Genomic DNA, 22,482 nt, shown 5'->3' with positions numbered 1-22,482 from the left:
CGCCCTGACAGGTTGCCGAAACGATTCCAGCGATTCAATCGTTGAACCCTTCATTGTACAAGTCAGCTGTCGATCTCGAACGTGGTGCCGGCCCTACCAGCTCCAGCTGATTCCCCCGGTCATCTCGACGTTGTCCGCCGCGCTTGGCGAGCGCTGCTGATCGTCGATCCGGTACCGCATCTCGCCCCGCAGGCCGATTCCTCGCGTTAGCCGCAGCCGGAGCCCAGCCATTGCCTGGGTCGAACTCTCTGCAAACCGGTCGCCGCCCCCACCCTCGAGCGTGACGTGAATGCCCGCACCAAGCCCCACGTAGGGCCGGAGTATGGAATGCGGAAGTTGCGCCTGCAGGGCCAGGTCGACGCCCATCACGTCGACGGCGCCGCGGATATCCTTGGGTTGAGTGTAGAACGTCCCGAACTCGCTCAGCAACCAGCGAGCGAGACCCCAGTTTGCGCGAATAGCGACCATGGGGCGTGCATCGTCACCGTAAAAGTCGTGAATGAACGCACCACCCTGAATGGTTACGGAGCGCTCGGAATTGCGGCCGCGTTCCCGGCGCTGTGCATCTGCCGGCGTTGCGAATGTGAGCGACATCGCGAGTGCGGCGATTGCGAATGGGAGTACGAGTCTTGTCATTGATCCTCCGAGCTTCAGGTGGGGCAACCACCGTGCGCGTCAGCGACGATTCATACGGAAACGAAAGACCGCAAGCATAGCAGAGTGATACGATTTATCTCGCTGGTGCGCCAGCGTTTTTGACTTATCCTGCGTCCTCCCCCGCACTGCACCACGCTGAAGACGACCGGCATTTCTCGATCGCATCGGCGTCAATACCGGCACGACTGAGCAGCTCACGCAATCGGCTGCTCCCCATTATCAGACTGTAATCTACGTCGCGGACAACGATGCGGGCTGGATCATCACGCAGCGCAAGTCGCTCACAGAGACGTCGAACTTCTACCTCGGCGATGCCCGCAAGAGGGTAACCCGAACTGCCTCGACCGGATTCAAAGGGCCGGAGTCGAAAGTCGTGATTGCAACAATGCTGACGCCTGAGCCGAATCAGAAACTTCCACCACGGCTTGCGCCGCTCTGTGTAGGCATGCCCGTATCCGTTAAGTCTGAAATTGGAGACAGTCATGATCGCAAGGACTTTTATACCGCTCGAATCGGGAAGCTCAATGGATGCTGTCGCGGGATCGCCGGAACTATCTCGTAGCAGCTGCAGTCAAGATCGATCGAAAAGGGCCTCGTCCGACTCGAAGCTCTCAAGAAACGTGATTGACAAGTCCAAGCATTTTTCGGTAGCGCGGCCGGGTATAAGCGTGATAATGCGCCGCGTCGTAAGTTAGAGAACCAGTCCCTAACCCCGCCCCCATGCTCCGATCCCTCGCCCTTGCCGCAACAATCGCGGCCGTTCTGTGCTCGCATGCCACCGCCGCCGCACAATCCACTTACCAGCTGCCACCCGCGGCGATGACGCAGATACTGGATGCGGCGTCCGCACCTGTGGCTACCGTGAGCTCCAACAGGAAATGGCTGCTGACGAGCATCAGCGATCCCCGCAGCATCACCATCGCCGATATGGCTGAGCCCGCTCTCTTTCTCGCGGGCAGAAAGATAAGTCCTGTCGCCTCGAGCAAGATCGAGAACATCGGCATGCGATCGGCAATGCTGCAGAGCATCGATGGAACCGTGTCGCGCGCATTGAAGATTCCTGCTGGAGGCAGGATAGGCTCGGCGGTGTGGTCGCCGATCGGAGCTTCGCTCGCTTACACAACGATCGCCAACCGGAGGATGTCGCTCCGAATGCACGATGCCGCCACCGGAAGCGATCGTGAGTACTCGGCTACCGGCGGCAGAATTCAGGACCTCAACTGGTCCCGTGACGGAAAGCATCTCGCTTTCACTGTCACGACTCCGGCCGGCGTGGCGCTATGGGTGTCGAACGCAGCCGGCACAAACGTGTCCCGGCTGACGCCGCCGGCGATCAACCATGTGAACGGAGGCTGTACATGGATGGGAGCGAGTCCTCGCCTTCTCTGCCGCATGAACATTGCCAACCGCGGCGCACAGCCCAGGGAAAGCGACGTTCCAGCAGGTCCGCTTGTCCAGGAATCGTACGGCCGAAACGCGCCGTCCAGGACGTACGGGTACCTGCTCGCGAGTCCGCATGACGAGGCGTTGTTCGATTATCACTTCACCAACCAGCTTGCCGTTGTAGGGATTGACGGAAACGTTTCGCGGATTGGGAAACCAGGCGTGTACGTCAGCGCGCAGCCGTCGCCATCAGGCGAATACATTCTCGTCCAGAAAGTGAACCGACCGTATTCGTACCAGATGCCACTCGGCAGCTTTCCATTGTCCACCGAAGTCTGGACCACGGCCGGCACGATGGTAAAGCAGGTATCGAAGACCGATATCCCCGAAGAAGCGCCGAGTGCCCGGGATGCGGTGTTGCCCGGTATCCGGAATGTGAGCTGGCGTTCGGACGCGCCCGCCACGCTCGTGTACGCGGAAGCGCTCGACAAGGGCGATCCAAAGATGAAAGTCGACAAACGTGACCGTGTGTCGCTGCTTGCTGCCCCGTTCACCGGGAAGCCGCTGACGCTGGGTGAGACTGAGTACCGCTATGCAGGAGTCACGTGGGCGACACCGACTGTCGCGCTGCTGAACGAGCGCCTGTCGCGTACCGGACGGTTGCGTACATGGGTGATCGATCCGTCGCTGTCCGGCGGGACGAGCCGCGTCCTGTGGAACAGAAGCGTCGAAGACCGTTACGCTGATCCGGGTACCCTGGTCACGGTGCGCGATGCGAGCGGTCGCGAGGTTCCGCTGAGGTCGAGCGACGGACGCTGGGTATATCTGCGCGGGGCTGGCGCATCCGTCGAGGGCGACCGGCCCTTCCTCGACCGCATCGATGTCGTCACCGGCAAGACCGAGCGATTATGGCAGTCGGCTGCGCCATACTACGAGCAGGTGATCCACATTTCGGATAACGATGCCGGCAGGATCATCACCCAGCGAGAATCCCCAACCGAGCCGCCCAATTATTTCCTGCGCGACATTCGCACGGGTACGGCGACCCAGATCACGAAGCTCGGTGATCCCGCCCCATACTTTGCGAACGTGAAGAGCGAGCTCATCCGATATAAGCGCGCTGATGGTGTCGAGCTTTCAGCGACTCTCTATCTGCCGCCGGGCTACGACAAATCGAAAGGTCCGTTGCCGTTCTACTTCTGGGCGTATCCGCGTGAGTTCCTGTCGGCCGATGCGGCATCTCAGGTTACCGGCTCCCGCTACCAGTACAGGCGCCCCGCGCGTCAGACGCATCTGCTGCTGCTCACCCAGGGCTATGGCATCCTCGACGGGCCGACCATGCCGATTGTCGCGATGAACGGGAAGGAGCCGAACGACACGTATATCGAGCAGCTCGTCGCCAGCGCCAAGGCCGCCATCGACAAGATTGTGGACATGGGAGTGGGCGACCGCAATCGCGTGGCGGTGGGTGGCCACTCGTACGGCGCGTTCATGACTGCCAACCTGCTGGCTCACTCGAATCTGTTCCGTACCGGAATTGCCGAGAGCGGCGCGTACAACAGGACGCTCACGCCGTTCGGATTTCAGGCAGAGCCGCGCACATACTGGGAGGCGCAGGACATTTACGCGAAGATGTCGCCATTCAATTACGCGCATCAGATAAACGAGCCGGTGTTGCTGATCCACGGCCAGCGCGACGACAACTCGGGGACGTTCCCGATTCAGTCAGAGCGGCTGTATGCTGCCATCAAGGGTAACGGCGGAAGCGTGCGCTACGTTCAGCTGCCGCTCGAGCCACACGGATACACAGCGCGGGAGACCACCCGGCACGTGGCGTGGGAGACCATTACCTGGCTTGACAAGCATCTCAAGAATGCCAAAGGCGGGGAGAGAGCGTCGCAATAGAGGGTGACGCTACCCGGTTTTGCGGACACCTCGATCGGCCTCGATGATTTGGGAAAGGTGGTGTCCAGTGACGGGGAAGAAAAGACGTATCCGGCGCGAGTTCACGGCTGAGTTCCGGACTGAAGCGGTGCAGTTGATGATGGAGTGAACGCGTCTACCTGGCAGCCGGTTGAACGCGCATTTCCGCGAGCGCGGCGCGAAGCCCTCGCGCCAGCGTCACCGCGTTATCATTGGCCCAGAAGTGCATGAAGAACAGCCGTGGTGATTCCGTCAACATGTGCGTGTGTAGCGCGGTTGTCTGTATGCGATGCGCCTGTAGCGCTCTGATCACGCGATTCACTTCGCCGGCGGTCATCACGAAGTCGCCGGTGATTGCCGCTTTCCCCCCGCCCGTCGGCTGGAAGTTGATCACCGTTGCCAAGCCCATGGAGGCTGGCACCTCCATTTTGTTCTCAACTATCGTTTGCGCCCTTGGCACACTCACCTGGTAGACTCCCCCGCCGACTTTCCCTCGGTAGCCGAGGGCGTTGGCAACCGCCGCCGTATCCAGATCAATCGCTGCGATTCCCGCCGCAGAAGGCGTCGCAAGCGGAGTTCCGGTGAGTGCAAGTGCCTCACGAATGGTGCGGGCAATTTTGACTTCATCTCCATGCGCCGATATGTGCAGGTACATCACGCGGGGCGACTCTCCCAGCACATGGTTGTGCAGCGCGGTCTGCTCCACGCCGCCGGTTTGAAGCCTCGTCATCACCGTTCCCACTTCGTCCTCGACGAGGACCAAGTCACCCATCGCCATCGTGTTACGGCCGACTCGCTTGAAGGCAATCCATGAACCGAGCGCGAAGGCCGGTTTTAGCTTCACCCCGTTTGCCGTTACGTCGAGATCGCTTCGCGGGAAGCTGTACTTCATAACCTCGCCGGGCTGTGCGGCGCCTTTCCGGCCAAGTGCCGAGTCCAGCGCGTTCCAACCGCGGATCGAGCCGCCTCCCGGGACGGTGCCTTGTGCGTTGAGTGGAACCGCGCAGCACGTCCCAGCAACTGCGAATGCTGTTACGGCCGTTGTGAACTTTGTCATATGTTGGTCCGTGGGATTCTCAGTATCGGGATGTACGCTGTGCCTTCACCAACAGTTGATTTGACGCGAAGCTCCCACCGCGCCATGCGGTGACTCTCATACTCTGCCCCGAGAGTGGAAGGGAACGCCATGGTGCGACATGGATCGGGTGCCGATTGCTTGTCCGGCCGGCCCAAGGCTAACCTCCTCCCGGACCTCGACTATTCTGGCACCGAAGATCCAGTACAGCGCCGGCAAAACCGGCATGTTCAACGCCGTCGCGGTTAAAAGACCGCCAGGATCACACGAAACGGAACGCCTTCGCCAAGAAGCTGCAGGTAATGCGATACGAGGAGAATCCCGTTCCTCGTGGCAATTCCGACAGGTGACGAAACCCACGAGCGAGGCGATGCTGACCGCGCCCCGTGAGCATCACGGTCATCGAGCGCCAGCGGCAGGTTGGCCATCACTAGCGGCGCCGTCCGGGCCGATCGAAACTCAGCGTACAGAATCAAGTTAGTCCGCAGTTCACAGTTAGTCCGCATTCCGCCAGATTAGCTGGTCCGCAGCCCTCGGTTAGCTATTATCCTAACTCGCCCCAAAATCAAACCCTCTCATCAAGTCACCAGGATCATCATAGATAGCAATCGCCCCCGCCAACTCCTGAATCGTGCATCCCCCTGTCAGCACCGCCACCAACGGCACTCCCGCCCCCGTCGCTGCCTGAATGTCGTAAGGCGTGTCACCGATCATGACCAGGTCCTCGGGCCTGCACCGACTCTTGCGGACGGCCGCACGAACAATGTCCGGGTCCGGCTTGGAATCTTCGGCGTCACTCGAGGACGTCCGCTTTCTGAAGAGACCATCGAGGCCAGCCGCCTCCAGAATAGCACTCGACTCTGTTCCGCCCGCCGACGTCGCGATGACCAGCTCGAACCCCTCTGACTTCAGCCGCTCCACAAGCGCCCGCGCACCCGGCGTGGGCTTCAGTCCGGCCAGATGGCTCCGCTGAAAAATCTCCCAGCGCCTCTCGACCAGCCGCTGCCCCTCATCGCTGTCGGCTTCAATGCCAACTGCTGCCGGCATGATCTTGTCTCCGCCCATCCCGATCATCGGCCTGATAACGCCGAACGGCACGTCATGGCCAACCTCCGAAAACGTCTCCACCCATGAGAGGGCGTGCGCATCGTTGCTGGCTACAAGCGTGCCGTCGACATCAAAAATTACTCCCCGCGCCACCCGAAGCCTACATCATCTTTTTCTGAATTGCCTGAGCAGCGTCCAGATGAGCCTGCACCGCTGGAGCCGCCTTCTGGATGAAATTCTTCAGCTCAGGATTCTGGGCCGCGCCCATCGCGCTCGTTGCAGTCGCCAGCAAATTGACGTGATACGTAACCTGATCATCGATATAGGCCTTGTCGAAATCCTTTCCCTTTGCGGCGGAATTCAGCATCGACATCACCCGGTCCATTTCCGCACTGCTGTTGTCGCCACCGGGCGCAGCAGCGGTAACGTTGAGCCGTTTCGCCAGTGCCTGCCCCTGCTCCCTCAACCCATGATGATCGCGCATCATCCGTTTGCCAAATTCGCGGACCTCGCTGTTAGTCCCCTTGGTTGCCGCGAGCGCACCACTGGCACTGTCGAGCAGGTTCGAACGGTCGAGAACGTAAACAATGTTCGCGTCGGTCATCGCCGCAGCCGCTGGCGCCGGTGCAGCCATCGCGGTATCGCCCATCATCGCGGCACCGGTATCATTCATCGCCATCCCAGTGTCGGCATTATCTGCATCGTTCTTCGCACACGCGGCGGCCGCCATCATCGCCAGAGCGAGAATGGAATACCGTAATGGTTTCATGAACATTTGTCGTCCCCTTATGGATGATTGAAAGCGATCATTGAACCGGTCCTATCCCCTGTGCCATGGCAAGATTCGCGCTCGGAGTCGCCATGCGAAAAGCCACACCCTCCCGAAACTGGCGATATCTCCCTCCCGAGGTGTTAACATTCCCAGTGGCTGGTCGTCGAACGCTAGACAGAACTTCAGGAGAATTGTTGCGTAAGGTCGCTTTGATCATGGTTGCGGCTCTTTCACTTGCCGCCTGCTCCCAGGATGCGACGGCTCCCACAAACTCGTCTGATCTGGATGTCCAGGCCGGCGCGTTCGGCACGGCCCTGACAGCCGCCGGCGGCTACGAAGCTGCCATTTACGAGTCGCGGCTCGCCAACGGACTGCCGGACGATCTCAAGCTCACCGCGGAGCAGAAAGAGAAGATCAAGGCACTGGTCAAGGCGTTCGAGGACGCAACCCGCGCCGACCGCGAGGCCCTGAAGGCGATCCTCCATGAAGCCACGGGCGGCAGGAAGCCGAACCGTGAAGAGGCAAAGAAAATCTTCGACAAGACCGCCGATATCCGGGCGCGGCTCGCGGCCGCGGAAGCAAAGCTCAAGGCCGACATCGATGCGGTGTTGACTCCGGAACAGCGCGCCTGGATTGCGTCGCACACCTCGAAGCGCTGCGATCCCAGCAAGTTCATGCCGCTGAGCGATGCGCAGAAGCAGCAGATTCGGGCGCTCGAGGCCGCTTTCGAGCAGAGCAACAAGGCCGATCTGGACGCCGTCAAAGCTGCATACGAAGAAGTGAAGGCGGCCGGCAAGGCAGGCAAATCGAGAGAGGAGATAGCAGCGATTCTCGAGCGGGTAAAGCCCGCTATCGCCCGACTCGCAGCCGGACGCATCCAGCTCCGCGAACAGATCACCGCCGTGCTCACCCCCGAACAAAAAGCCTCGGGCTGCCTGCCACTGGGCTGACCGCACTCGGCGGGAGGGTGCCGCCACGAAGGAACGGAAGGTTACACCAGAGAGGTCATTCGACGGATTGCTAGACCGTTGAATGACCTCTCGGTATGTTGGACAACATGACACTCCGCATTCTGCCACTAATGATGGCTGGCCTCGCGCTCCCGCTCACTGCCTGCGCGCAGCCTTCCCGCACGAAACCAGTACCTGCGCCGCGGACGGTTCGCGCGGACACCGTCGCGCTCCGTCGCACCCTGGACTCGATCGCCAACGCCCATCGAGGCGTCGTCGGCTACAGCATCATCGACATCGAGAACGGCGTACGGATGAGCCGTCGTGGCGATGAAAAGTTTCCGACGGCAAGTCTCATCAAGGTGCCGATTCTCGTCACCGTGTACGATCTCGTGGCGAAAAAACAATTATCTCTCGACGATCCGCTAACGGTGCTGAAGATCGACCAGGTAGCGGGCTCCGGTGTCGTTCAGTACCTGCACAACGGGACGATGCTGACGGTTCAGGACGCCGCCTGGCTGATGACCATCATCAGCGACAACACGGCCACCAATCTTCTGCTCGACCGCATCATTATCAGGCGGGTCTGGAACAAGATGGATTCGCTTGGTCTCCCACACACGCGGGTTCACTCGAAATCGTTCCTGCGAAATTCGAGCGTCGCAATGGACAGTTCGGTGAAATACGGGCTTGGCGTCACAACCCCCAACGAGATGGCGCGACTGTTCGAGCTTCTCGCACTCGGCAAAGCCGTGAATCCTGCTTTCGATTCGGTGATGCTGAACATTCTCGAGCATAACGAAGACGGTGATCTGCTCCAGCGCTACACCGGCGGGGCACGAGCCGCACACAAAACGGGAGCTACAGATCAGGTGCGCGCCGAATGTTCACTTTTTTACCTGCGCAATCGTGTAGTCGCATGCGTGCTTACAAGGGAAAACAAGGACATCCGCTGGGTGCTCGATAACGAACCGCAGCTGGCAATGGCACGGATGGGCGAGGCGATTGTGAAAGCGTGGGGTGGTGTTCCGCCAGCGGCGGTGACGCAGTAGCGCGTCCGGCGGTCAGCGAGAAAGTGCGGACGATCACCCCGGCCTCACCACCCGCGCCTCCTTCCAGGCGATCGGGGCGCTGGCTGGCACGGGCTGCATTCTATGCCCACCTGTGGCTCGGTGTTCTGTTCACCGTTGCGCTGCTGTCGATATCGATCACCGGCATTCTTCTGAATCACAAGCGAGAGCTCGGCCTGATGCCGGATGTCAATCACGACCCTGCCGGCCAGTTCACGGCAGCACTTCCGCTGGCCGTTCTTGCTGACAAGGCGCGCGCGGCGACGTCTCCGGCGACAAGCGAAACGCAGATCGACCGGATGGATGTCAGACCCCGGAATGGATACGTGAAAGTGCGATTTCGCGACCCTGCATCAACCGAGGTAACTGTCGATATCAATGGCGGGCGCGTCCTGCACGTGGGCCCCCGCGGCGATGTGTTTCTGGAGCGGCTCCACTCGGGTGAGGCGTTCGGCGACAAGTGGGTTCTACTCAGCGACGCGGCTGCGATCGCGCTGACAATTCTCCTGATCACCGGCTACTGGCTATGGCTTGTCCCGAAGTGGCGCCGTTGAGGCCAACGTGGAGGGTGCACCCCTGAGCGCGGGTCAGTTTGCCCTCCTCGCCGGCCTTTTTGGAGCCCCAATGCTGCTGCTCTGGGCGGGACATCATCTACGCCGCAAAAGCCGGCGGGTGCGAGGCGCCTTCTGGGGCGGTCTCGCAGGTCACACCATCGCCTCACTGATCGCCATCTGGTATTCGATGGTTCCGCCCGAGGCATGGTCGGCAGGCGACACCGTGCGGGGCGTGGGCGGTTTTTATGGGATGATGGTCGGGGCAATTGTCGGTGCAGCTATCGGTATTCTCAAGTCACGCAATCAGAGACAGGCCAGTTAGTCGACGTTAATCGAATCTGCCTGCCTGGTTCAGATATCGGGGAAGGAGATCGACTTTGCTGCAATAATCTCCACGTGTGGCGGAAGCACCAGTGCGGTTTCCGACTTTGTGAAGAATCCGAGTCCCTTGTAAGAGGTGAGATACTGGAAGTGTTTCCTGAAGTAGCCGCCCTTTCCAATCACGACCACGGGCTCTTCAGCACGCTTGAGAATAGCGAAGAAATCCACTGCTTCCACCCTGACTACCAGGCCTGACGCTTTCACCGCGTTCGCGATTGCCGCCGCTGCCGCTGCCCCTGCCGCTGCCCCTGCTGCCGTCATATGCGCTCCATTGAAATTCGGTCCGCGGGTAAAGTATAACCGAAAGGATTCAGCGATCAGTTCCGGCCGGCTTTGGCGCGCCGCGAGTGGTGACGTCCACAGTGTATCCGTCCTGTGACAACATCGTCCGGAGGATATCGCGCGCGCTTTGGTTGGCATGTTCCAGCAGCGCCATGTCGTTTCCCGCCCGCATCAACTGAGTGCGCACCTGACGCTGAATGGAATCACGGTCGGCCGGTGTGAACGGATTCCATAGACCGGCGCTCTCGTCGTAGGTACGAAGGTTGAGCACTTCGACTCCAATCAGTTCAGCCTTCGGCAGCTCTACCGCGATTCTCCTTGTCTTCTGGTCGATACGCACAACCGGATTGGCGCCGAGATTGACGCCAGCCATCAAGCGCCCTGTGACGACGACCAGCGTGCGCTTGGTGGAGCCCAGCCGCGTGTTCTGAAAAACGACGACGTCCCGCACTGTTGCCTCAGTCGACACGAGCTTCGCAACTGCGCGCATTCGCTCCACCACAAGGTCATGCGTGATACTGCTTCCGCCGCGTCCAAGGACGTTCGGTATTGCGCGAACCCCACAGTACCCGACGGCAAACATGAAGAAAAGCACACTGGCGAGGAGTACCCATGGCAGCCGGCTGGCCCTTGCAGGCGCAGCAGGTGGTGACGCCGTGGGTGGCGCGGGCGGCGGAACGGGTTGAGTCATGAGTACAATGTGTGCAAAGGCGTGACCAGCCGGGTACTGCGTAAAGAGGCAACTTCCAGATTGGCTCGCGCTCGCGGCGGCCTACCTATCTTTTCTTTGTCAGAATCGTCCCGCGACAGTTCTTCGTCCGGCAGTTACACGGAAATTTCCGCTTTGCGGCCGGCGTGTGCCGCTCGTCAAGAATGTAGGCATAATCGTACGCGAGTTCCTCGCCTGTTCCAACATCGCGGATGGTCTTGATCCAGATCCGCCCGCCGTCGATCACCGCATCACAGTTGGGATCGCACGAATGATTGATGAACCTCGCATCGTTGCCTCCCACGGCGGCATCGATGACCACATCGTCATCGATTGCAAACAGATACGTGTGATGCCGTTCCTCCACAGTGTCGGGGTAACGTTGATCTGCCGCAAGGGACGTGAGCTTTTCGCCGCTGTACTCGATGAACCTCGTACCGCCGGCAATGGGACACGTCGCAAAAGCGCCGACACCCTGTATTGCCGATTCGCGAACTTCAAAGGGGAGTGCTGCTTCGCTGCGGCGCCGCAGATCAGCGGGCGCCGGTCGATCCCAGCTGTACATTCAGATTTACTCGCGAATTGCCACGTACAACCGTCACTCTCGCTGCGTCGTTTGGCCGGAGGCGCCGGAGCGCGGCGCGAAATTCCCCGCCATGAGCCACCTGCGTTTCATTCACGGCCACAATAATATCACCCGCCCTTATCCCTGCACGCTCGGCCGGTGTGCCCGGGCCGACAGACGCCACGATCGCTCCGGTCTGAACTGGAAGATTGTAGTAGCGTGCGATCTCGGGTGAGTTGTTCCCAAGCTCGACCCCGACAAAAGCGTGGACCGATCTTCCGGTACGGATAATCTGATCGGCGATGTCTGCCGCGAGATTGATTGGAATGGCAAATCCAAGCCCGTTCGCTCCCCGCTCGGTAATGATCGCGGTGTTGATCCCTATCACGCGGCCCTGTGAATCGAGTAATGGCCCGCCGGAGTTACCCGGGCTGATAGCGGCATCGGTCTGGACAAGTCCCTCGATCGGGAATCCGCGGGGACTTCGGTTGACTGCCGAAACCACCCCAACCGTGACCGATCGCTCGAGGCCGAGTGGATTGCCGATCGCAATCGCCGCTTGCCCCGCGAGTAGCTGATCGGAATTTCCGATTATCGCGGCGGGCGCGTCGTTGATCGCGATTCGCACGACCGCAACATCGAGTTCTACGTCACGGCCAATTACCTGGCCGGGAAGGCGGCGGCCATCGGCCAACCCTATCTCCACCGTCCGCGCGTTGCCGACTACGTGCGCGTTTGTGAGCAGAGTTCCATTGCTGCGAATCAGAACACCAGAGCCGAATCCTCCTTGCCTCGATACGCTGACAACAGCGGGGGTGACCTGACGAACGACATTCACCACCATGCTCTCCTCGACACTTCCAGGCGAGGACCGCTGCGCGAACCCGGTTCTTACAAGCTCATGTCCGCCCGCCGACCCGAGACCATATCCGGTGGCTCCAACCGCGATTGCCAACAGCGCAGAGTGACTCGCGCGCATTGCGTTCTCCCGTTATTCGTATGTGGAAAGCAGTGGCAGGAACTATGCTTGCCATACACCCCGGAAGCTGGAAGGGACCGAGTGTGTCGGGACGTTTACACCTGGCGATCGATACCGTCGTACATTCCCGACGGGATCTCGGACTCCTGGGGCAGGACTACCCAGAGAACTACGTAGACCAGTATCCCCGGAAACGCGGCCGAGATAACGGATACGACGACGAACAATATCCGGGCGATTGTCGGATCCATTCCGAAATATCTGGCGAGTCCTCCAACCACTCCGGCGATAACCTTGTTCGACCGCGAGCGGCGCAGCGATGTGCCTTCATCCATCTGTCTGTCTCCGTTGAGTGCGTTTCCGATAACCGTACGATTTATCCGCCGGGGAGTTTCTAGGGAGCCCGAACGAGATGCAGCTTTTCCTGGCGCGCGAGCACCCAGCTTCGCTTGCCGCCACCATCGATTGCAATCTCTTCCTCCTGAGCCATCCGCACCTGCTCACCGTTCCACTCCGGCACACGGCTTGTCACCTGGAGCTCGGTCGAGAACCAGGTATTTCGGAGAAGGGGAACATCACCTCGTCCAACAACTCCCTCCTGCCGGTCCCAGAGTCCAATCAGCGGGCCGGCTCCATGCCCGTGATCTCCAATCGGATGCGTATACACAGTGCCATCCAACCCTTCTGACCGCATGCGCGTCAGCGTTCCGCGCAATACCTCGTTGCCGGTTCGGTCCGGCCGCATCTCGTCGACCAGAATATCCTGGAGCCTGTTCGATCGCGCGAGCGCATTGCGCAACCCGGCCGGCGCATCGCTCTCGCCCGGGAGCAGGACGTACCCCATGTGCTGCGTATCGGTATGCAGGCCGAGCGCGCTGATGCCGAAGTCTGTGTGCAGCACATCACCCCGAATGATTGTGGGATTGGCCGAATCACCCATCGATACGCCGCGCCGCTGTACAGTCACCGATGGATGGAACCATGTGCCAAGACCGAGGTCGTTGACCCGCTGCCGCATCCACCACACCACATCTTCCGTGCGAGTAGCGCCGGGCTTGATCACCTGTGAGGAGAACGCGGTGCGGATGATCTCGTGCACGACCTGCTGCATCTTTACGTACTGAGGCAACATTGCAGCGGGGCGTTCGGCGATGTAATCGAGCGCCAGTCGTTCCCGGCGGACAACCCGATTACGAAACTGTGCCGGAATCGCCGTTCGCAGCTGTTCCCATTCACCCGCGCTCAACCCGTCGGAAAAAGCGTGGGTGTGTGAGATGTTGACGGCGATTGATTTTGGGTTGCACGCGGTCACCACGGGAGCGAGCAGTTTCCACTGATCCGGGCCGAACGGCTCGGCGAGTCTCACCTGAGCGCCGGCCGCGCCCGGTCGCGCATTGGCATCGCGGACGACGCGATACAGCCCGCCCTGCGTGCTGCCTCCGATCGCGACTCGATCCACTCCTCGTGCCGGGCCGCGATCGCAGAATGCGTAGATGGTTCGACGCCGGGCCGCCATGGTGGTCGGCGAGACTATCGACCAGAAGACCGGGTCTTCGTTGTACTCACGCATCGGCAGAATCCACATGCCGACCCCATGCTTCCGCATCAGTCGTGGAAGAATGGAGTCGAGTCGGATTCGGAGCCACTCCTGCTGGATTGTGGCCTGCTCGCGGAGGTTGCCGAGAGGATGATCCTGGGCAGCGAGCGGCGCGATTGGGAGCAGCAGAACCGCGAGTGCTGTGCGGCTGATTGTCGTCATTCCGGTATTAGTATCCTTCTGGTACTAATGAGCGAAAACAGAACGCCATAATTATGGCCGCGGAGTTGCCGGCTGACTTGACGGCGGCACCATTCCCTTGACCCTCATGTACGTCACGATATTCCCGTAATGCTCGGCATTATGGGTGGCGTTGAGCATCAATGCCGAGAGTCGTGTTTGATCCTGGCCGAACAGTTTCGTCATGCCGGCGCCCCTTGCGTCCGACATTGCGTACGCCTTGCGGCAGTACTCTGTCGTTGTCTTGAGTGCTGCTAAGAGATCCGCCTTGGTGGTCTTGCTCTTCTCGATGTCGTCTTCCCCGGCGGTCTTTTCGCCGAGTGCGGAGCCGCATATCAGGGCCTGGGCTCCAGCGACGTGGCCGATCAACTGGCCGAAGGTGCGAACGGTCGCCACGGGACGGAACGAGTAGTCCGACTCGGGCATCTGTTCTGCTGCTTTGGCGATGTTACCGGTCATCTGCTCCCAGAACGTACCGGCCGTCGAGACTGCGGCGTTCGACGCCTTGGTCGCCTTGGACGCCCTGGAGGCAGCCATCTGCGACATTGCCGGCGTGGCGGTGACAATCAACAGGATAGCCGTCAGTCTTTTCATCGAATCCTCGGGGGGTTATGTCGTGCGACGGTTACAATGCGGAGACTGGATGCTACCGATGTCCGCGGCTTCCGGCAACTGAACCGATACCCTGCAAACAAGGACGCCGGAGCAAAAGTCGCCCCGGCGCCGCCGAACAATCGCTGCCGAGGCTGTCAGCTCTTCGGTTTGGCGAGTGCCTGAATCTCGGCGGGCGGCTTGATCGCGAGTCCCGCCCCGGTGCCAACTTCCACCGACTTGATGGTGACAATCTGCTGCTGTCCCATCACTTCGAGCACCGTGCGGGTCGGCACTGTCATGTCGCCGAACTTCTTGTACTCGCTGTACAGCGTCGTGACCGGAATCGCACCCATCCCGGTCTCCTGAACGCTTTTCGATCCCACTATGTACGCCGTCCTGGGACTGAAGCAATCGAACGTTTCGCGCCCCGACTTCCAGGTCATCTTGACGAGGTAGCAGCGCTCTCCGCCCATAGTCGTATCGGCAACTGTCTGCACTGCGGTATACATCTCCGGCGAGCGAGTCGCCATCTGGAGATTGGCTTCGTCGCGAATCTGATCCAGCTCCTTGCCAGAGAGAAGACGGGGACCCTGCATCGGATTCACTGACCAGCCGATGGTGCCGTCGTAACCAACCTGGATCGTGCCAATGCCGGGAATGGTCGTGACCATCTGCATCCGGTTGGGTGCCAGCTGCAGCATCTCGAAGGTCGCTTCCATGCCAGCGGCGGGCATCGACAGCGCGCCTTTGCTGCTGATTGATGCAGACTTGATCATCGCCTTGGCGCCGACGGCCACTCCGTATTTCGCGAGCAGAGTTGCAGCGGGCGGGAGCACGGGCGTCTGGGCACTGGCCGTTCCCGCGGCTGCGGCAATTGCGGTGACAGCGGCGGCTGCGGTGATACAGCGGGAAATAGAATTGCGGATCATGTGATTTCTTGTGAGAGGTTTATGGCTATCTGCCCTGCATTCTGATCCAGCGCGCGGCTGCCTCAAGTGGTGCATCCACGTTTTTCAACAGGTCCTTCTCCGAAAGCAGGACGATTTCGTCGGGCACCACGCCCGCCCCTTCGATACGGCGTCCATCGGGATCGGTGAAGTCGGCGACTGCATGGACGAAGACATCTCCAGACGGCAGCTCCCGCATGAGCGCAGGCAGTGCCGCGCCCGCACTGCGCTCACCGAATACCCTCATCCGTCCGAGGCGTTGCATGCCAGTCGCAAATATCTCGGACGTGCTTGCAGTCATCGGGTCGACGAGAATTGCGACCGGACCTTGGTAGGGCCCCCGCTGCATTCCGCCAACCTGAACGAACCGTGGATTGATCACGAACTGCAGCGATACATCTCGCGTTCGCATGGTGCCGAGCGATCGGGCGGAGTCGACGAAGTAGCCGCCGAAGCCCATTACCATGGCTCCGACGCCGCCTGGGTTGCCGCGGAGGTCGATGATAACCCCGGTACAGTCGGCTATCTGGCTCACTGCGCGTTCGAGTTCAGGTGCGAGCGCGGGCAGCCAGATGTTGAACGCGATGGTACCAATGCAGGGCTGCCGAGGTGGTTGCCGGGATGATGGCCCGGCTGATTCCTCGGCCGATTGCCGCGTCAACTGCCCGGTCGACAGTCCCGCTGATTCCCCGCTTGGTTGGCCAGCGAGCCCAACGTTGCGACGCGTGGCGCGGACGCGACCGGCGATCGGCGGAAGATTACCGAATTTCGAGATCGTTCCGTCGGCTTTCACTCCCGTCAGCGTGCGCGTGACTGCTGGAATGCTCTTGTCTCCCGTAAGGCGGATTTGAATGGTATCCCCAACAGATGGCGAGAGCGCTCCGTTCAGTCGCTGCAGCAATTGCGAGGTGCTGCGCTGGCGCGATACCTCGGGGAGCGACGCGAGCCGCGAAAGCGATGTGCTGGTGACACGGTTGCCTATCTGATCCACTCGCCGGCCGGTTACTACGCCGGCGATCGCTGCCGGGCTTCCCGGTACGACGCTCCAGACCACGACGTGCCCTCCGGCGATCCGCACCGCCATGCCTGTCGTCCCCTCGCCTCCCTCACCGTCACCGTCAGCCGAGACAGCGGCTGCCGCCCTGGCGGGGATGATGTAGAAATGCGAGTCGCTGATTGGTCGGAGAGTGGCTGCCAGAACGTCGCTGAGGCCGCTTCGCGATGTCGTCACAGCGGCAAGGGGTCGGATCGAGTCGCGCACCAGGCCCCACCGGTTGGCCACAAAGGCGGTGTCGACATAGGTGCGCCGGACTATCGTCCAGACGCTATCAAATGTCGCCAGGGCAAGTCGAGCGGAAATCGGCTGGTCAGTGGATGGAGCTGGCTGCGCGGCGACCGCCTGCGTCTGGGCGGGCTGTATGGACGTGCAACCGGATGAACAAACTGCGCTCGCAGCGAGCATGCCGATCCAGCGTGACCGTTTTTCGAAGCCATCGATCAAGCGTCGTTCCCCTTTCGAAATTCGCAGGACAAACCTGTCAATATCACAAGGAAGCCGCGACCCATGCGGACGGCGGCGGACCGAGGGCCTGTTTCGGATTGCGGACGCACTGCAGACTCTGACTGCGGACGACAGGTGCCCGCAACAGCGAACCCTGAATCCGCCAGTCATGGACCCGCAGTCCTCAATTCAGACCCCGCCCTACGGCGCATTCTCGGAGAACCCCATTTTGGTCTCCTTGTCCTGCGCCCACTTGAGCGCCCACATGTCCTGAAAAAGAAGGAGCGGATTTCCCTTGGCATCGTACAGGAGTGTTGTCCCCTGGCCTCGTGCCAGCCGTTCGATATCCTCCTCGGACCCGGTCACCCAGCGGGGGTAACGCCCTGCATACGGCTCGAACCTGCAAGCCACGCCGTATTCCGTCTCGAGGCGGAACAGCATGACATCGAACTGAAGCAGGCCAACTGCGCCGACAATCGGCGTTGGGCTCGTAGTATCGGTGCCCGACGTGAAGAACACCTGAGCCGCGCCTTCCTCCGTGAGCTGCCTCAACCCCGCATCGAGCTGCTTGCGCCGCATCGGATCCTTGATGATCACGCGGGCAAAGTGCTCGGGCGGGAACCGAGGAATGCCCTGAAATTCGAGATCGCCGTTTCCGGACAGCGTGTCGCCGATACGAAGAGTGCCTCGATCCATAACGCCGATGACATCACCGGGCCAGGCTTCGGTGATCGCCGTCCGCTCACGCGCCATGAACTGCTGAGGCGCGGCAAGGCGCATCGACTTTCCCGTTCGCACGTGATTTACCTGCATCCCCGCTTCGAAGCGGCCTGAACAAACGCGAACAAATGCGACACGATCGCGGTGCCTGGGGTCCATGTTCGCCTGGATCTTGAACACGAAACCTGTAAACGCTGGGTCGGTTGGCTGAATGACTCCCGCCGTGGAGTCGCGTGGAAGTGGTGACGGCGCCAACTCGAGAAATTCCCTGAGAAACGGTTCGAGACCGAAATTCGTGAGCGCGCTGCCGAAAAACACCGGCGATAGCTCTCCGGCAAGAAGCTCGTCATGATCGAAGGGGTGGCCCGCTTCGTCGAGAAGCGCAATGTCGTGCACTAGCTGCTCGTGCGACTCGACGCCCAGCAGATCGCGCAGCTCCGCACTATCGATGGCACCCACCTTCACCTCAGCGCGCGTTGCTCCGTGCTCGTCGTCACGGGAAAAAAGATGGATCAGCTTCCGGCGGCGGTCGTATACGCCGACGAAGATGCCGTTTCTGAAAATTGGCCAGGTTATCGGGTGACACTTTATTGCCAGGTCCGCTTCGACGTCACTGATCAGCTTGAGCGGATCCTCACCGGCACGGTCGCATTTGTTGACGAACGTGAAGATGGGGATACGGCGACGCTTGCAGACTTCGAAGAGCTGGCGGGTGCGTTCTTCGACACCGCGCCGGTTGTCGAGCAGCATTACCGCGCTGTCGGCAGCGACGAGGGTACGATAAGTGTCTTCGGAAAAATCCTCGTGACCCGGGGTGTCGAGCAGGTTGACGTGATAGCCCTCGTACTCGAACTGCATCACGCTCGACGTCACCGAGATACCGCGCTCCTGCTCCAGCTTCATCCAGTCGGATGTTGCGTGGCGCTGGGCACGGCGCGCCTTGACCGAGCCGGCGAGATGGATGGCTCCTCCATATAGAAGGAGCTTCTCCGTCAGCGTCGTTTTCCCGGCGTCGGGATGGCTTATAATCGCGAATGTCCGCCGGCGGCGGATCGCGGATTCCAACTCGGTCACTGGCGGGTGCTTGGTATCGAGAGGGGAATGTGTCGACGCCCCGACGAGGTGATCTTCGCGGGGCGCTGTACTCAGATGAATCTAATGGCCAGAATTCGGGCTAACAGCATTCCTGGCCCCGCGCTCAGAAAAGCGCGCGCGCACTCAGCTGAACGCGGGTCAACAGGTTGTTGTTGTCTTCTGGCCGCGGTTTGATCCACCTGGAGAAAATCAAGCCGACATCGACGTTGACATTCGCCAGCGGTACATAGGAGACGAACGGGCGATGCATGACTGCGTTCGAGCCGAGCATGTCGTCAAACACAAACGCCCCGAGCGCGGCATCCTGTTCGATGCGCGCAAAGGTATATCCGACCATGAAGCTGCGGATCGCCTTCGCCTCGCCGTACTGTCCTTCAATCCATATGCCGGAATCGTCTTCCGTAGATGCGTCCAGATTCCTCACGAAATCCGCGGTGGCTTTGATGGGATATCCCTTGCGCCCGGTTTCTGCCGCAACGTCGGCTATCAGGTCGATCTGATTGAAGTCAGAGGCATACCCGGTCACCGACCCGCTCGCGTTGCGCTCCAGACGATTAGTACTCCGGCCGTTGAGCACATTATTGTCGATGTCAACGGCAAGCGGATCCGGATTGGTAAACTTCAGTGACGACACAGTGAGCCCGGTGCGGTAACGCCCGGTAGCAAACCGCAACTCGGCAGACTCGACGTAAAGATATGAGTCCTTCGCCCGGCGCAACTCGTTCATCTGCGACTGCACCGCAGTCAGTTTGAAATCAACGCCGCCCCTGGATGTCCCCAGCTGCTCGTACGCGCCTTCCCAACTGAGGTTTTCGTCCCAGATCATGTTCGTCAGCCGCACCGGATACGCAAACTTGCCTGCGCCAATACGTAATGCCGGAATTCGGGATGGATGATAAACCGCGAACGCCCGGTCGAGCGTGACAGGCTTGCGTGTTCCCCATTGCCCGAATGTCTGATTGGTTGAGGTCAGTTCCGACGGACTTCCCGTCGCCAGACGCACACCTACATCGAAATCCTTGTTGATCCGCGCGCCAGCCGAGACCCGCAGCCTCACCCTGCCGCGAAACCGGTCGAATGCGCTGTCCTGCTGAAACGTTTCCATGCGTAGGCGCATGTCGCCTCCGGCAGATATCCGATGCCACCAGGCCTCACGAACGGCGGTATCCGCGCTCTGCGCGGAGCCTGTCTGAGCGACCACCAGGAGCAGTGCTACCGGCAGCAACGCTGGCAAAATCCTGCCGGCCACGATTGGCATCGGTCAAATGTCCTTTCTGGAGTCTTGTCCGTTCTCGAGACCGGTACGGTATCGTCGCCACGCAGCCTGTACGCGGCATCGGGTTGGATGCGGCCCGGAAGTAAAGCCCTAAAACACCTTTATCGGTACCCCTCCCGGGAGGTCCACAATCTGCTTCACCGATCGATTCTGCGCAGCCTCCTTGTACCACGCTGAATCCTTGCCGACTCCGGCCGATTCCAGCAACTGTTTCGCGACTTTCAGCCCGACCTGGTTCGTCACGCGGATCGAGCCATGCGAGATCGCCTTGCCGATCGAGGAAGGGGCGTTTGTACCGTGGATCGAGCGCGGAGGATCATACACCAGCTGAATCCTTCCGAGCGGGTTCTTCGGGTCGCCTGGCTCGCGCGGCTCCTTCTCCTCCGCCCACGTTTCGTCGGGTGGAACCCACTCGGGGTTGAAGACCACCTGAGTCACCCTCCACTCGCCTGTTTTTGTCGGCCACTCCTTCGATCCCACCCCAACAGAATGCGTCGCAACTCGCTCGCTGCCCTTGTACGCGTAGAGTTTTCTGGCAGCCAGATCCACTTCGAGGCGCATGTCGGAGACAGGCGCTGCAGGAGGCACCATCGCCACCGAATCGGGAGGCGCCACGGGCATGGCCACGGAATCAGGCGTGGCCGGCACGGTGGTTACAGTCCTGGGGATCCCGGCGCTGTCGGCCGGCACGGCGTTTTCGTCGTCGTTCGAGCTGACGCATCCAGCAGTTGCGAGCGTGACGGCAAATCCGACGATGAGCTTGACTCGGTTGCTTCGGTACATGGTTGCTTCCTCTTCTACATGAAACGAACACTTTTCATCGAACGGACACCGTTCGAACGGACACACTTCGCAAGTCGGGCGCCAGCGTGTGATCGCCCGGTAATCGAGCAAGGTCAGTGGCGCCTGAGATGGAGGGCACTCATATTGTCTTTGCGCCTTCTTGCATCAGCACACACGCTGCAAACCTTGGAAGAGCGGAGGCCCGGATTCACATGAAGATCACCCCGCCCCTTATCGGCCGAACAACGCTTGCGCGCTGCCATCTCGCAGTTGCACTGCTCGCCGCGCTCAGCTGTTCCGAGCCGCGGCCCGTTACGGCGCCCGCGCCTGCGCCAACTCCAGTGCCGAGCGTCCCCACGGACACGATTCGTTCATTCGACATTGCTCCCGGCGTTCGTCATACGTTTCGCTGGGAAGTCGCCGGACCGTGGGCGGTAAATATTGTAGAGATCGACCTTGCGCGATGCGGTGTGGCGCTCCGAACAGTGAAGGCGCTCGATCAACTGGTAGGACGCGAAACTACGACGCAACTCTCTGCGCGTCTTGCGAACCGGTTGAACCGCCCGGTATTTGCCGCCGTCAACGGAGACTACTTCAGTTTCACGCCGGCCGGCTACCCGAGCGGTACACAGGTTACCGAAGGCGAGCCGCTGCGTGGTTACACAAGCCGCCCCGTATTCGGCGTCACGACTACGGCTACCACCTTCTTCGGTGCCGATCAACTCACCGGAACGCTTCGCTCGCGGCGCGGTGTGACCTCAGAGATGCGCCGCGTCAACGAGCAACCCGATACGCTTCGTATCGCTCTCTACAACAGGTTCGTCGGGCCGACTACTCTCGACGCAGAGGCCGCAGTAGAGGTCGTCGCGCGGATCATTCGGCGCGCGCCTGGTGTGGGAGACACGGTTCGCGCGGTAGCACAAAGTATCGACACCGTGCCCGCCGGAGTTGCCATTCCCAGCGACGGTATGGTGCTCGCTGGAAAGGGACGAGGCGCTGCTTATCTCCGCGCCAACATTGCGGTCGGCGATACCATCTCGTGGGTGATGCGCTTCCCGGCCGCGCCAGCGGCAGTCGCCGAGATGATTGCCGGCGATCCGCAGTTGTTGCGCGCCGGAATCAGCCTCGCACCATTTGCCGGCACTGTCGCCGCCGAGCGACATCCGCGCACCGCGTTCGCAGTGACGGGCGACCGGAAAGTGCTACTCGTTACCGTCGACGGCCGTCAGCCCGGCTATAGCGCCGGGATGACACTCATCGAGCTTACGGCCCTGCTCACGCGACTCGGTGCCATGGAGGCAATGAATACCGATGGTGGTGGCTCCACCACCATGGTTGTCAACGGCCGATTTGTTAACCGGCCGTCAGACGCCACCGGCGAACGGCCAGTGGCGAACGCGCTCGCTGTAGTCGGTCCGGCCGCAGGGGTTTGTCCGTAACGC

At 60.7% G+C, this 22,482-nt stretch carries 24 protein-coding genes; 6 read left to right on the top strand and 18 right to left on the bottom strand.

The features are described 5' to 3' along the window. Positions 1-93: 93 nt before the first annotated feature. Both WKF55_02320 and WKF55_02315 read right to left on the bottom strand, forming a co-directional pair. Positions 94-636: an outer membrane beta-barrel protein gene (locus WKF55_02320; GenBank protein ID MEJ7758407.1), complete on the bottom strand. Its 543-nt coding sequence runs from the start codon at positions 634-636 to the stop codon at positions 94-96. A 124-nt stretch (positions 637-760) separates the two neighbouring features. Then, positions 761-1,141: a hypothetical protein gene (locus WKF55_02315; GenBank protein ID MEJ7758406.1), complete on the bottom strand. Its 381-nt coding sequence runs from the start codon at positions 1,139-1,141 to the stop codon at positions 761-763. A 236-nt stretch (positions 1,142-1,377) separates the two neighbouring features. Here WKF55_02315 and WKF55_02310 point away from each other — a divergent pair, with 236 nt between their 5' ends. After that, positions 1,378-3,945, top strand: a complete 2,568-nt coding sequence (locus WKF55_02310; GenBank protein MEJ7758405.1) for a prolyl oligopeptidase family serine peptidase — start codon at positions 1,378-1,380, stop codon at positions 3,943-3,945. A gap of 154 nt (positions 3,946-4,099) precedes the next feature. Here WKF55_02310 and WKF55_02305 read toward each other — a convergent pair whose 3' ends face one another. The 4 genes from WKF55_02305 to WKF55_02290 form a co-directional block, all read right to left on the bottom strand. Beyond that, positions 4,100-5,020: a DUF1259 domain-containing protein gene (locus WKF55_02305; protein MEJ7758404.1), complete on the bottom strand. Its 921-nt coding sequence runs from the start codon at positions 5,018-5,020 to the stop codon at positions 4,100-4,102. Positions 5,021-5,283: 263 nt separating this feature from the next. Further along, on the bottom strand, positions 5,284-5,514 hold the full coding sequence (locus WKF55_02300; GenBank protein ID MEJ7758403.1) for a hypothetical protein: 231 nt from the start codon (positions 5,512-5,514) through the stop codon (positions 5,284-5,286). 73 nt (positions 5,515-5,587) lie between these two features. Then, complete coding sequence (locus WKF55_02295) at positions 5,588-6,238, bottom strand: HAD family hydrolase (protein MEJ7758402.1); 651 nt, start codon at positions 6,236-6,238, stop codon at positions 5,588-5,590. Positions 6,239-6,245: 7 nt separating this feature from the next. Next, positions 6,246-6,860, bottom strand: coding sequence for a DUF4142 domain-containing protein (locus tag WKF55_02290; protein ID MEJ7758401.1), 615 nt, complete (start codon positions 6,858-6,860; stop codon positions 6,246-6,248). Between the two features lie 191 nt (positions 6,861-7,051). Here WKF55_02290 and WKF55_02285 point away from each other — a divergent pair, with 191 nt between their 5' ends. The 4 genes from WKF55_02285 to WKF55_02270 all read left to right on the top strand — a co-directional run bounded on the left by WKF55_02285 (position 7,052) and on the right by WKF55_02270 (position 9,753). Continuing rightward, complete coding sequence (locus WKF55_02285; protein ID MEJ7758400.1) at positions 7,052-7,807, top strand: Spy/CpxP family protein refolding chaperone; 756 nt, start codon at positions 7,052-7,054, stop codon at positions 7,805-7,807. Positions 7,808-7,914: 107 nt separating this feature from the next. Beyond that, positions 7,915-8,859, top strand: coding sequence for a serine hydrolase (locus tag WKF55_02280; protein MEJ7758399.1), 945 nt, complete (start codon positions 7,915-7,917; stop codon positions 8,857-8,859). Next, positions 8,823-9,431 carry a PepSY-associated TM helix domain-containing protein gene (locus WKF55_02275; protein ID MEJ7758398.1) on the top strand — a complete coding sequence of 203 codons (609 nt, stop codon included), beginning with the start codon at positions 8,823-8,825 and terminating at the stop codon, positions 9,429-9,431. The genes WKF55_02280 and WKF55_02275 overlap by 37 nt, the downstream gene beginning before the upstream one ends. A gap of 7 nt (positions 9,432-9,438) precedes the next feature. Next, entirely contained in the window at positions 9,439-9,753 is a 315-nt protein-coding gene (locus WKF55_02270) for a hypothetical protein (protein ID MEJ7758397.1), read from the top strand. A gap of 29 nt (positions 9,754-9,782) precedes the next feature. Here the strand turns inward: WKF55_02270 and WKF55_02265 are convergent, their stop codons facing one another. The 12 genes from WKF55_02265 to WKF55_02210 all read right to left on the bottom strand — a co-directional run bounded on the left by WKF55_02265 (position 9,783) and on the right by WKF55_02210 (position 21,040). Then, on the bottom strand, positions 9,783-10,073 hold the full coding sequence (locus WKF55_02265) for a hypothetical protein (protein MEJ7758396.1): 291 nt from the start codon (positions 10,071-10,073) through the stop codon (positions 9,783-9,785). A gap of 49 nt (positions 10,074-10,122) precedes the next feature. Next, complete coding sequence (locus tag WKF55_02260) at positions 10,123-10,785, bottom strand: DUF4230 domain-containing protein (protein MEJ7758395.1); 663 nt, start codon at positions 10,783-10,785, stop codon at positions 10,123-10,125. Between the two features lie 85 nt (positions 10,786-10,870). Continuing rightward, positions 10,871-11,368, bottom strand: coding sequence for an SET domain-containing protein-lysine N-methyltransferase (locus tag WKF55_02255; protein MEJ7758394.1), 498 nt, complete (start codon positions 11,366-11,368; stop codon positions 10,871-10,873). Next, positions 11,337-12,347 carry a trypsin-like peptidase domain-containing protein gene (locus tag WKF55_02250; protein ID MEJ7758393.1) on the bottom strand — a complete coding sequence of 337 codons (1,011 nt, stop codon included), beginning with the start codon at positions 12,345-12,347 and terminating at the stop codon, positions 11,337-11,339. Before WKF55_02250 ends, WKF55_02255 begins: the two co-directional genes overlap by 32 nt. A 95-nt stretch (positions 12,348-12,442) precedes the next feature. Next, on the bottom strand, positions 12,443-12,682 hold the full coding sequence (locus WKF55_02245; GenBank protein ID MEJ7758392.1) for a PspC domain-containing protein: 240 nt from the start codon (positions 12,680-12,682) through the stop codon (positions 12,443-12,445). A 59-nt stretch (positions 12,683-12,741) separates the two neighbouring features. Then, positions 12,742-14,106, bottom strand: coding sequence for a M24 family metallopeptidase (locus WKF55_02240; protein ID MEJ7758391.1), 1,365 nt, complete (start codon positions 14,104-14,106; stop codon positions 12,742-12,744). Between the two features lie 51 nt (positions 14,107-14,157). Continuing rightward, positions 14,158-14,718, bottom strand: coding sequence for a DinB family protein (locus WKF55_02235; protein ID MEJ7758390.1), 561 nt, complete (start codon positions 14,716-14,718; stop codon positions 14,158-14,160). 155 nt (positions 14,719-14,873) lie between these two features. Next, a complete protein-coding gene (locus WKF55_02230; GenBank protein MEJ7758389.1) occupies positions 14,874-15,647 on the bottom strand; it encodes a hypothetical protein in 774 nt (257 codons plus the stop codon). A 25-nt stretch (positions 15,648-15,672) separates the two neighbouring features. Continuing rightward, entirely contained in the window at positions 15,673-17,166 is a 1,494-nt protein-coding gene (locus WKF55_02225; GenBank protein MEJ7758388.1) for a S41 family peptidase, read from the bottom strand. 201 nt (positions 17,167-17,367) lie between these two features. Further along, a complete protein-coding gene (locus WKF55_02220; protein ID MEJ7758387.1) occupies positions 17,368-18,960 on the bottom strand; it encodes a peptide chain release factor 3 in 1,593 nt (530 codons plus the stop codon). A gap of 124 nt (positions 18,961-19,084) precedes the next feature. After that, entirely contained in the window at positions 19,085-20,239 is a 1,155-nt protein-coding gene (locus tag WKF55_02215) for a putative porin (protein ID MEJ7758386.1), read from the bottom strand. 108 nt (positions 20,240-20,347) lie between these two features. After that, positions 20,348-21,040: a L,D-transpeptidase gene (locus tag WKF55_02210; protein MEJ7758385.1), complete on the bottom strand. Its 693-nt coding sequence runs from the start codon at positions 21,038-21,040 to the stop codon at positions 20,348-20,350. A gap of 212 nt (positions 21,041-21,252) precedes the next feature. Here WKF55_02210 and WKF55_02205 point away from each other — a divergent pair, with 212 nt between their 5' ends. Next, positions 21,253-22,479 carry a phosphodiester glycosidase family protein gene (locus WKF55_02205; GenBank protein ID MEJ7758384.1) on the top strand — a complete coding sequence of 409 codons (1,227 nt, stop codon included), beginning with the start codon at positions 21,253-21,255 and terminating at the stop codon, positions 22,477-22,479. Positions 22,480-22,482: the final 3 nt, after the last annotated feature.

It is taken from the genome of Gemmatimonadaceae bacterium, assembly GCA_037721215.1.
Lineage (GTDB): Bacteria > Gemmatimonadota > Gemmatimonadetes > Gemmatimonadales > Gemmatimonadaceae > UBA4720.
Note: the sequence above shows the minus strand (reverse complement) of the source record. Positions and strands in the feature narration are given on the sequence as shown.

Bases quoted from the DNA above. Each gene is read 5' to 3' on its own strand.
- WKF55_02320 (MEJ7758407.1), bottom strand. From the start codon at position 636: ATGACAAGACTCGTACTCCCATTCGCAATCGCCGCACTCGCGATGTCG.
- WKF55_02315 (MEJ7758406.1), bottom strand. From the start codon at position 1,141: ATGACTGTCTCCAATTTCAGACTTAACGGATACGGGCATGCCTACACA.
- WKF55_02310 (MEJ7758405.1), top strand. From the start codon at position 1,378: ATGCTCCGATCCCTCGCCCTTGCCGCAACAATCGCGGCCGTTCTGTGC.
- WKF55_02305 (MEJ7758404.1), bottom strand. From the start codon at position 5,020: ATGACAAAGTTCACAACGGCCGTAACAGCATTCGCAGTTGCTGGGACG.
- WKF55_02290 (MEJ7758401.1), bottom strand. From the start codon at position 6,860: ATGTTCATGAAACCATTACGGTATTCCATTCTCGCTCTGGCGATGATG.
- WKF55_02280 (MEJ7758399.1), top strand. From the start codon at position 7,915: ATGACACTCCGCATTCTGCCACTAATGATGGCTGGCCTCGCGCTCCCG.
- WKF55_02265 (MEJ7758396.1), bottom strand. From the start codon at position 10,073: ATGACGGCAGCAGGGGCAGCGGCAGGGGCAGCGGCAGCGGCGGCAATC.
- WKF55_02260 (MEJ7758395.1), bottom strand. From the start codon at position 10,785: ATGACTCAACCCGTTCCGCCGCCCGCGCCACCCACGGCGTCACCACCT.
- WKF55_02255 (MEJ7758394.1), bottom strand. From the start codon at position 11,368: ATGTACAGCTGGGATCGACCGGCGCCCGCTGATCTGCGGCGCCGCAGC.
- WKF55_02250 (MEJ7758393.1), bottom strand. From the start codon at position 12,347: ATGCGCGCGAGTCACTCTGCGCTGTTGGCAATCGCGGTTGGAGCCACC.
- WKF55_02245 (MEJ7758392.1), bottom strand. From the start codon at position 12,682: ATGGATGAAGGCACATCGCTGCGCCGCTCGCGGTCGAACAAGGTTATC.
- WKF55_02240 (MEJ7758391.1), bottom strand. From the start codon at position 14,106: ATGACGACAATCAGCCGCACAGCACTCGCGGTTCTGCTGCTCCCAATC.
- WKF55_02235 (MEJ7758390.1), bottom strand. From the start codon at position 14,718: ATGAAAAGACTGACGGCTATCCTGTTGATTGTCACCGCCACGCCGGCA.
- WKF55_02230 (MEJ7758389.1), bottom strand. From the start codon at position 15,647: ATGATCCGCAATTCTATTTCCCGCTGTATCACCGCAGCCGCCGCTGTC.
- WKF55_02215 (MEJ7758386.1), bottom strand. From the start codon at position 20,239: ATGCCAATCGTGGCCGGCAGGATTTTGCCAGCGTTGCTGCCGGTAGCA.
- WKF55_02210 (MEJ7758385.1), bottom strand. From the start codon at position 21,040: ATGTACCGAAGCAACCGAGTCAAGCTCATCGTCGGATTTGCCGTCACG.
- WKF55_02205 (MEJ7758384.1), top strand. From the start codon at position 21,253: ATGAAGATCACCCCGCCCCTTATCGGCCGAACAACGCTTGCGCGCTGC.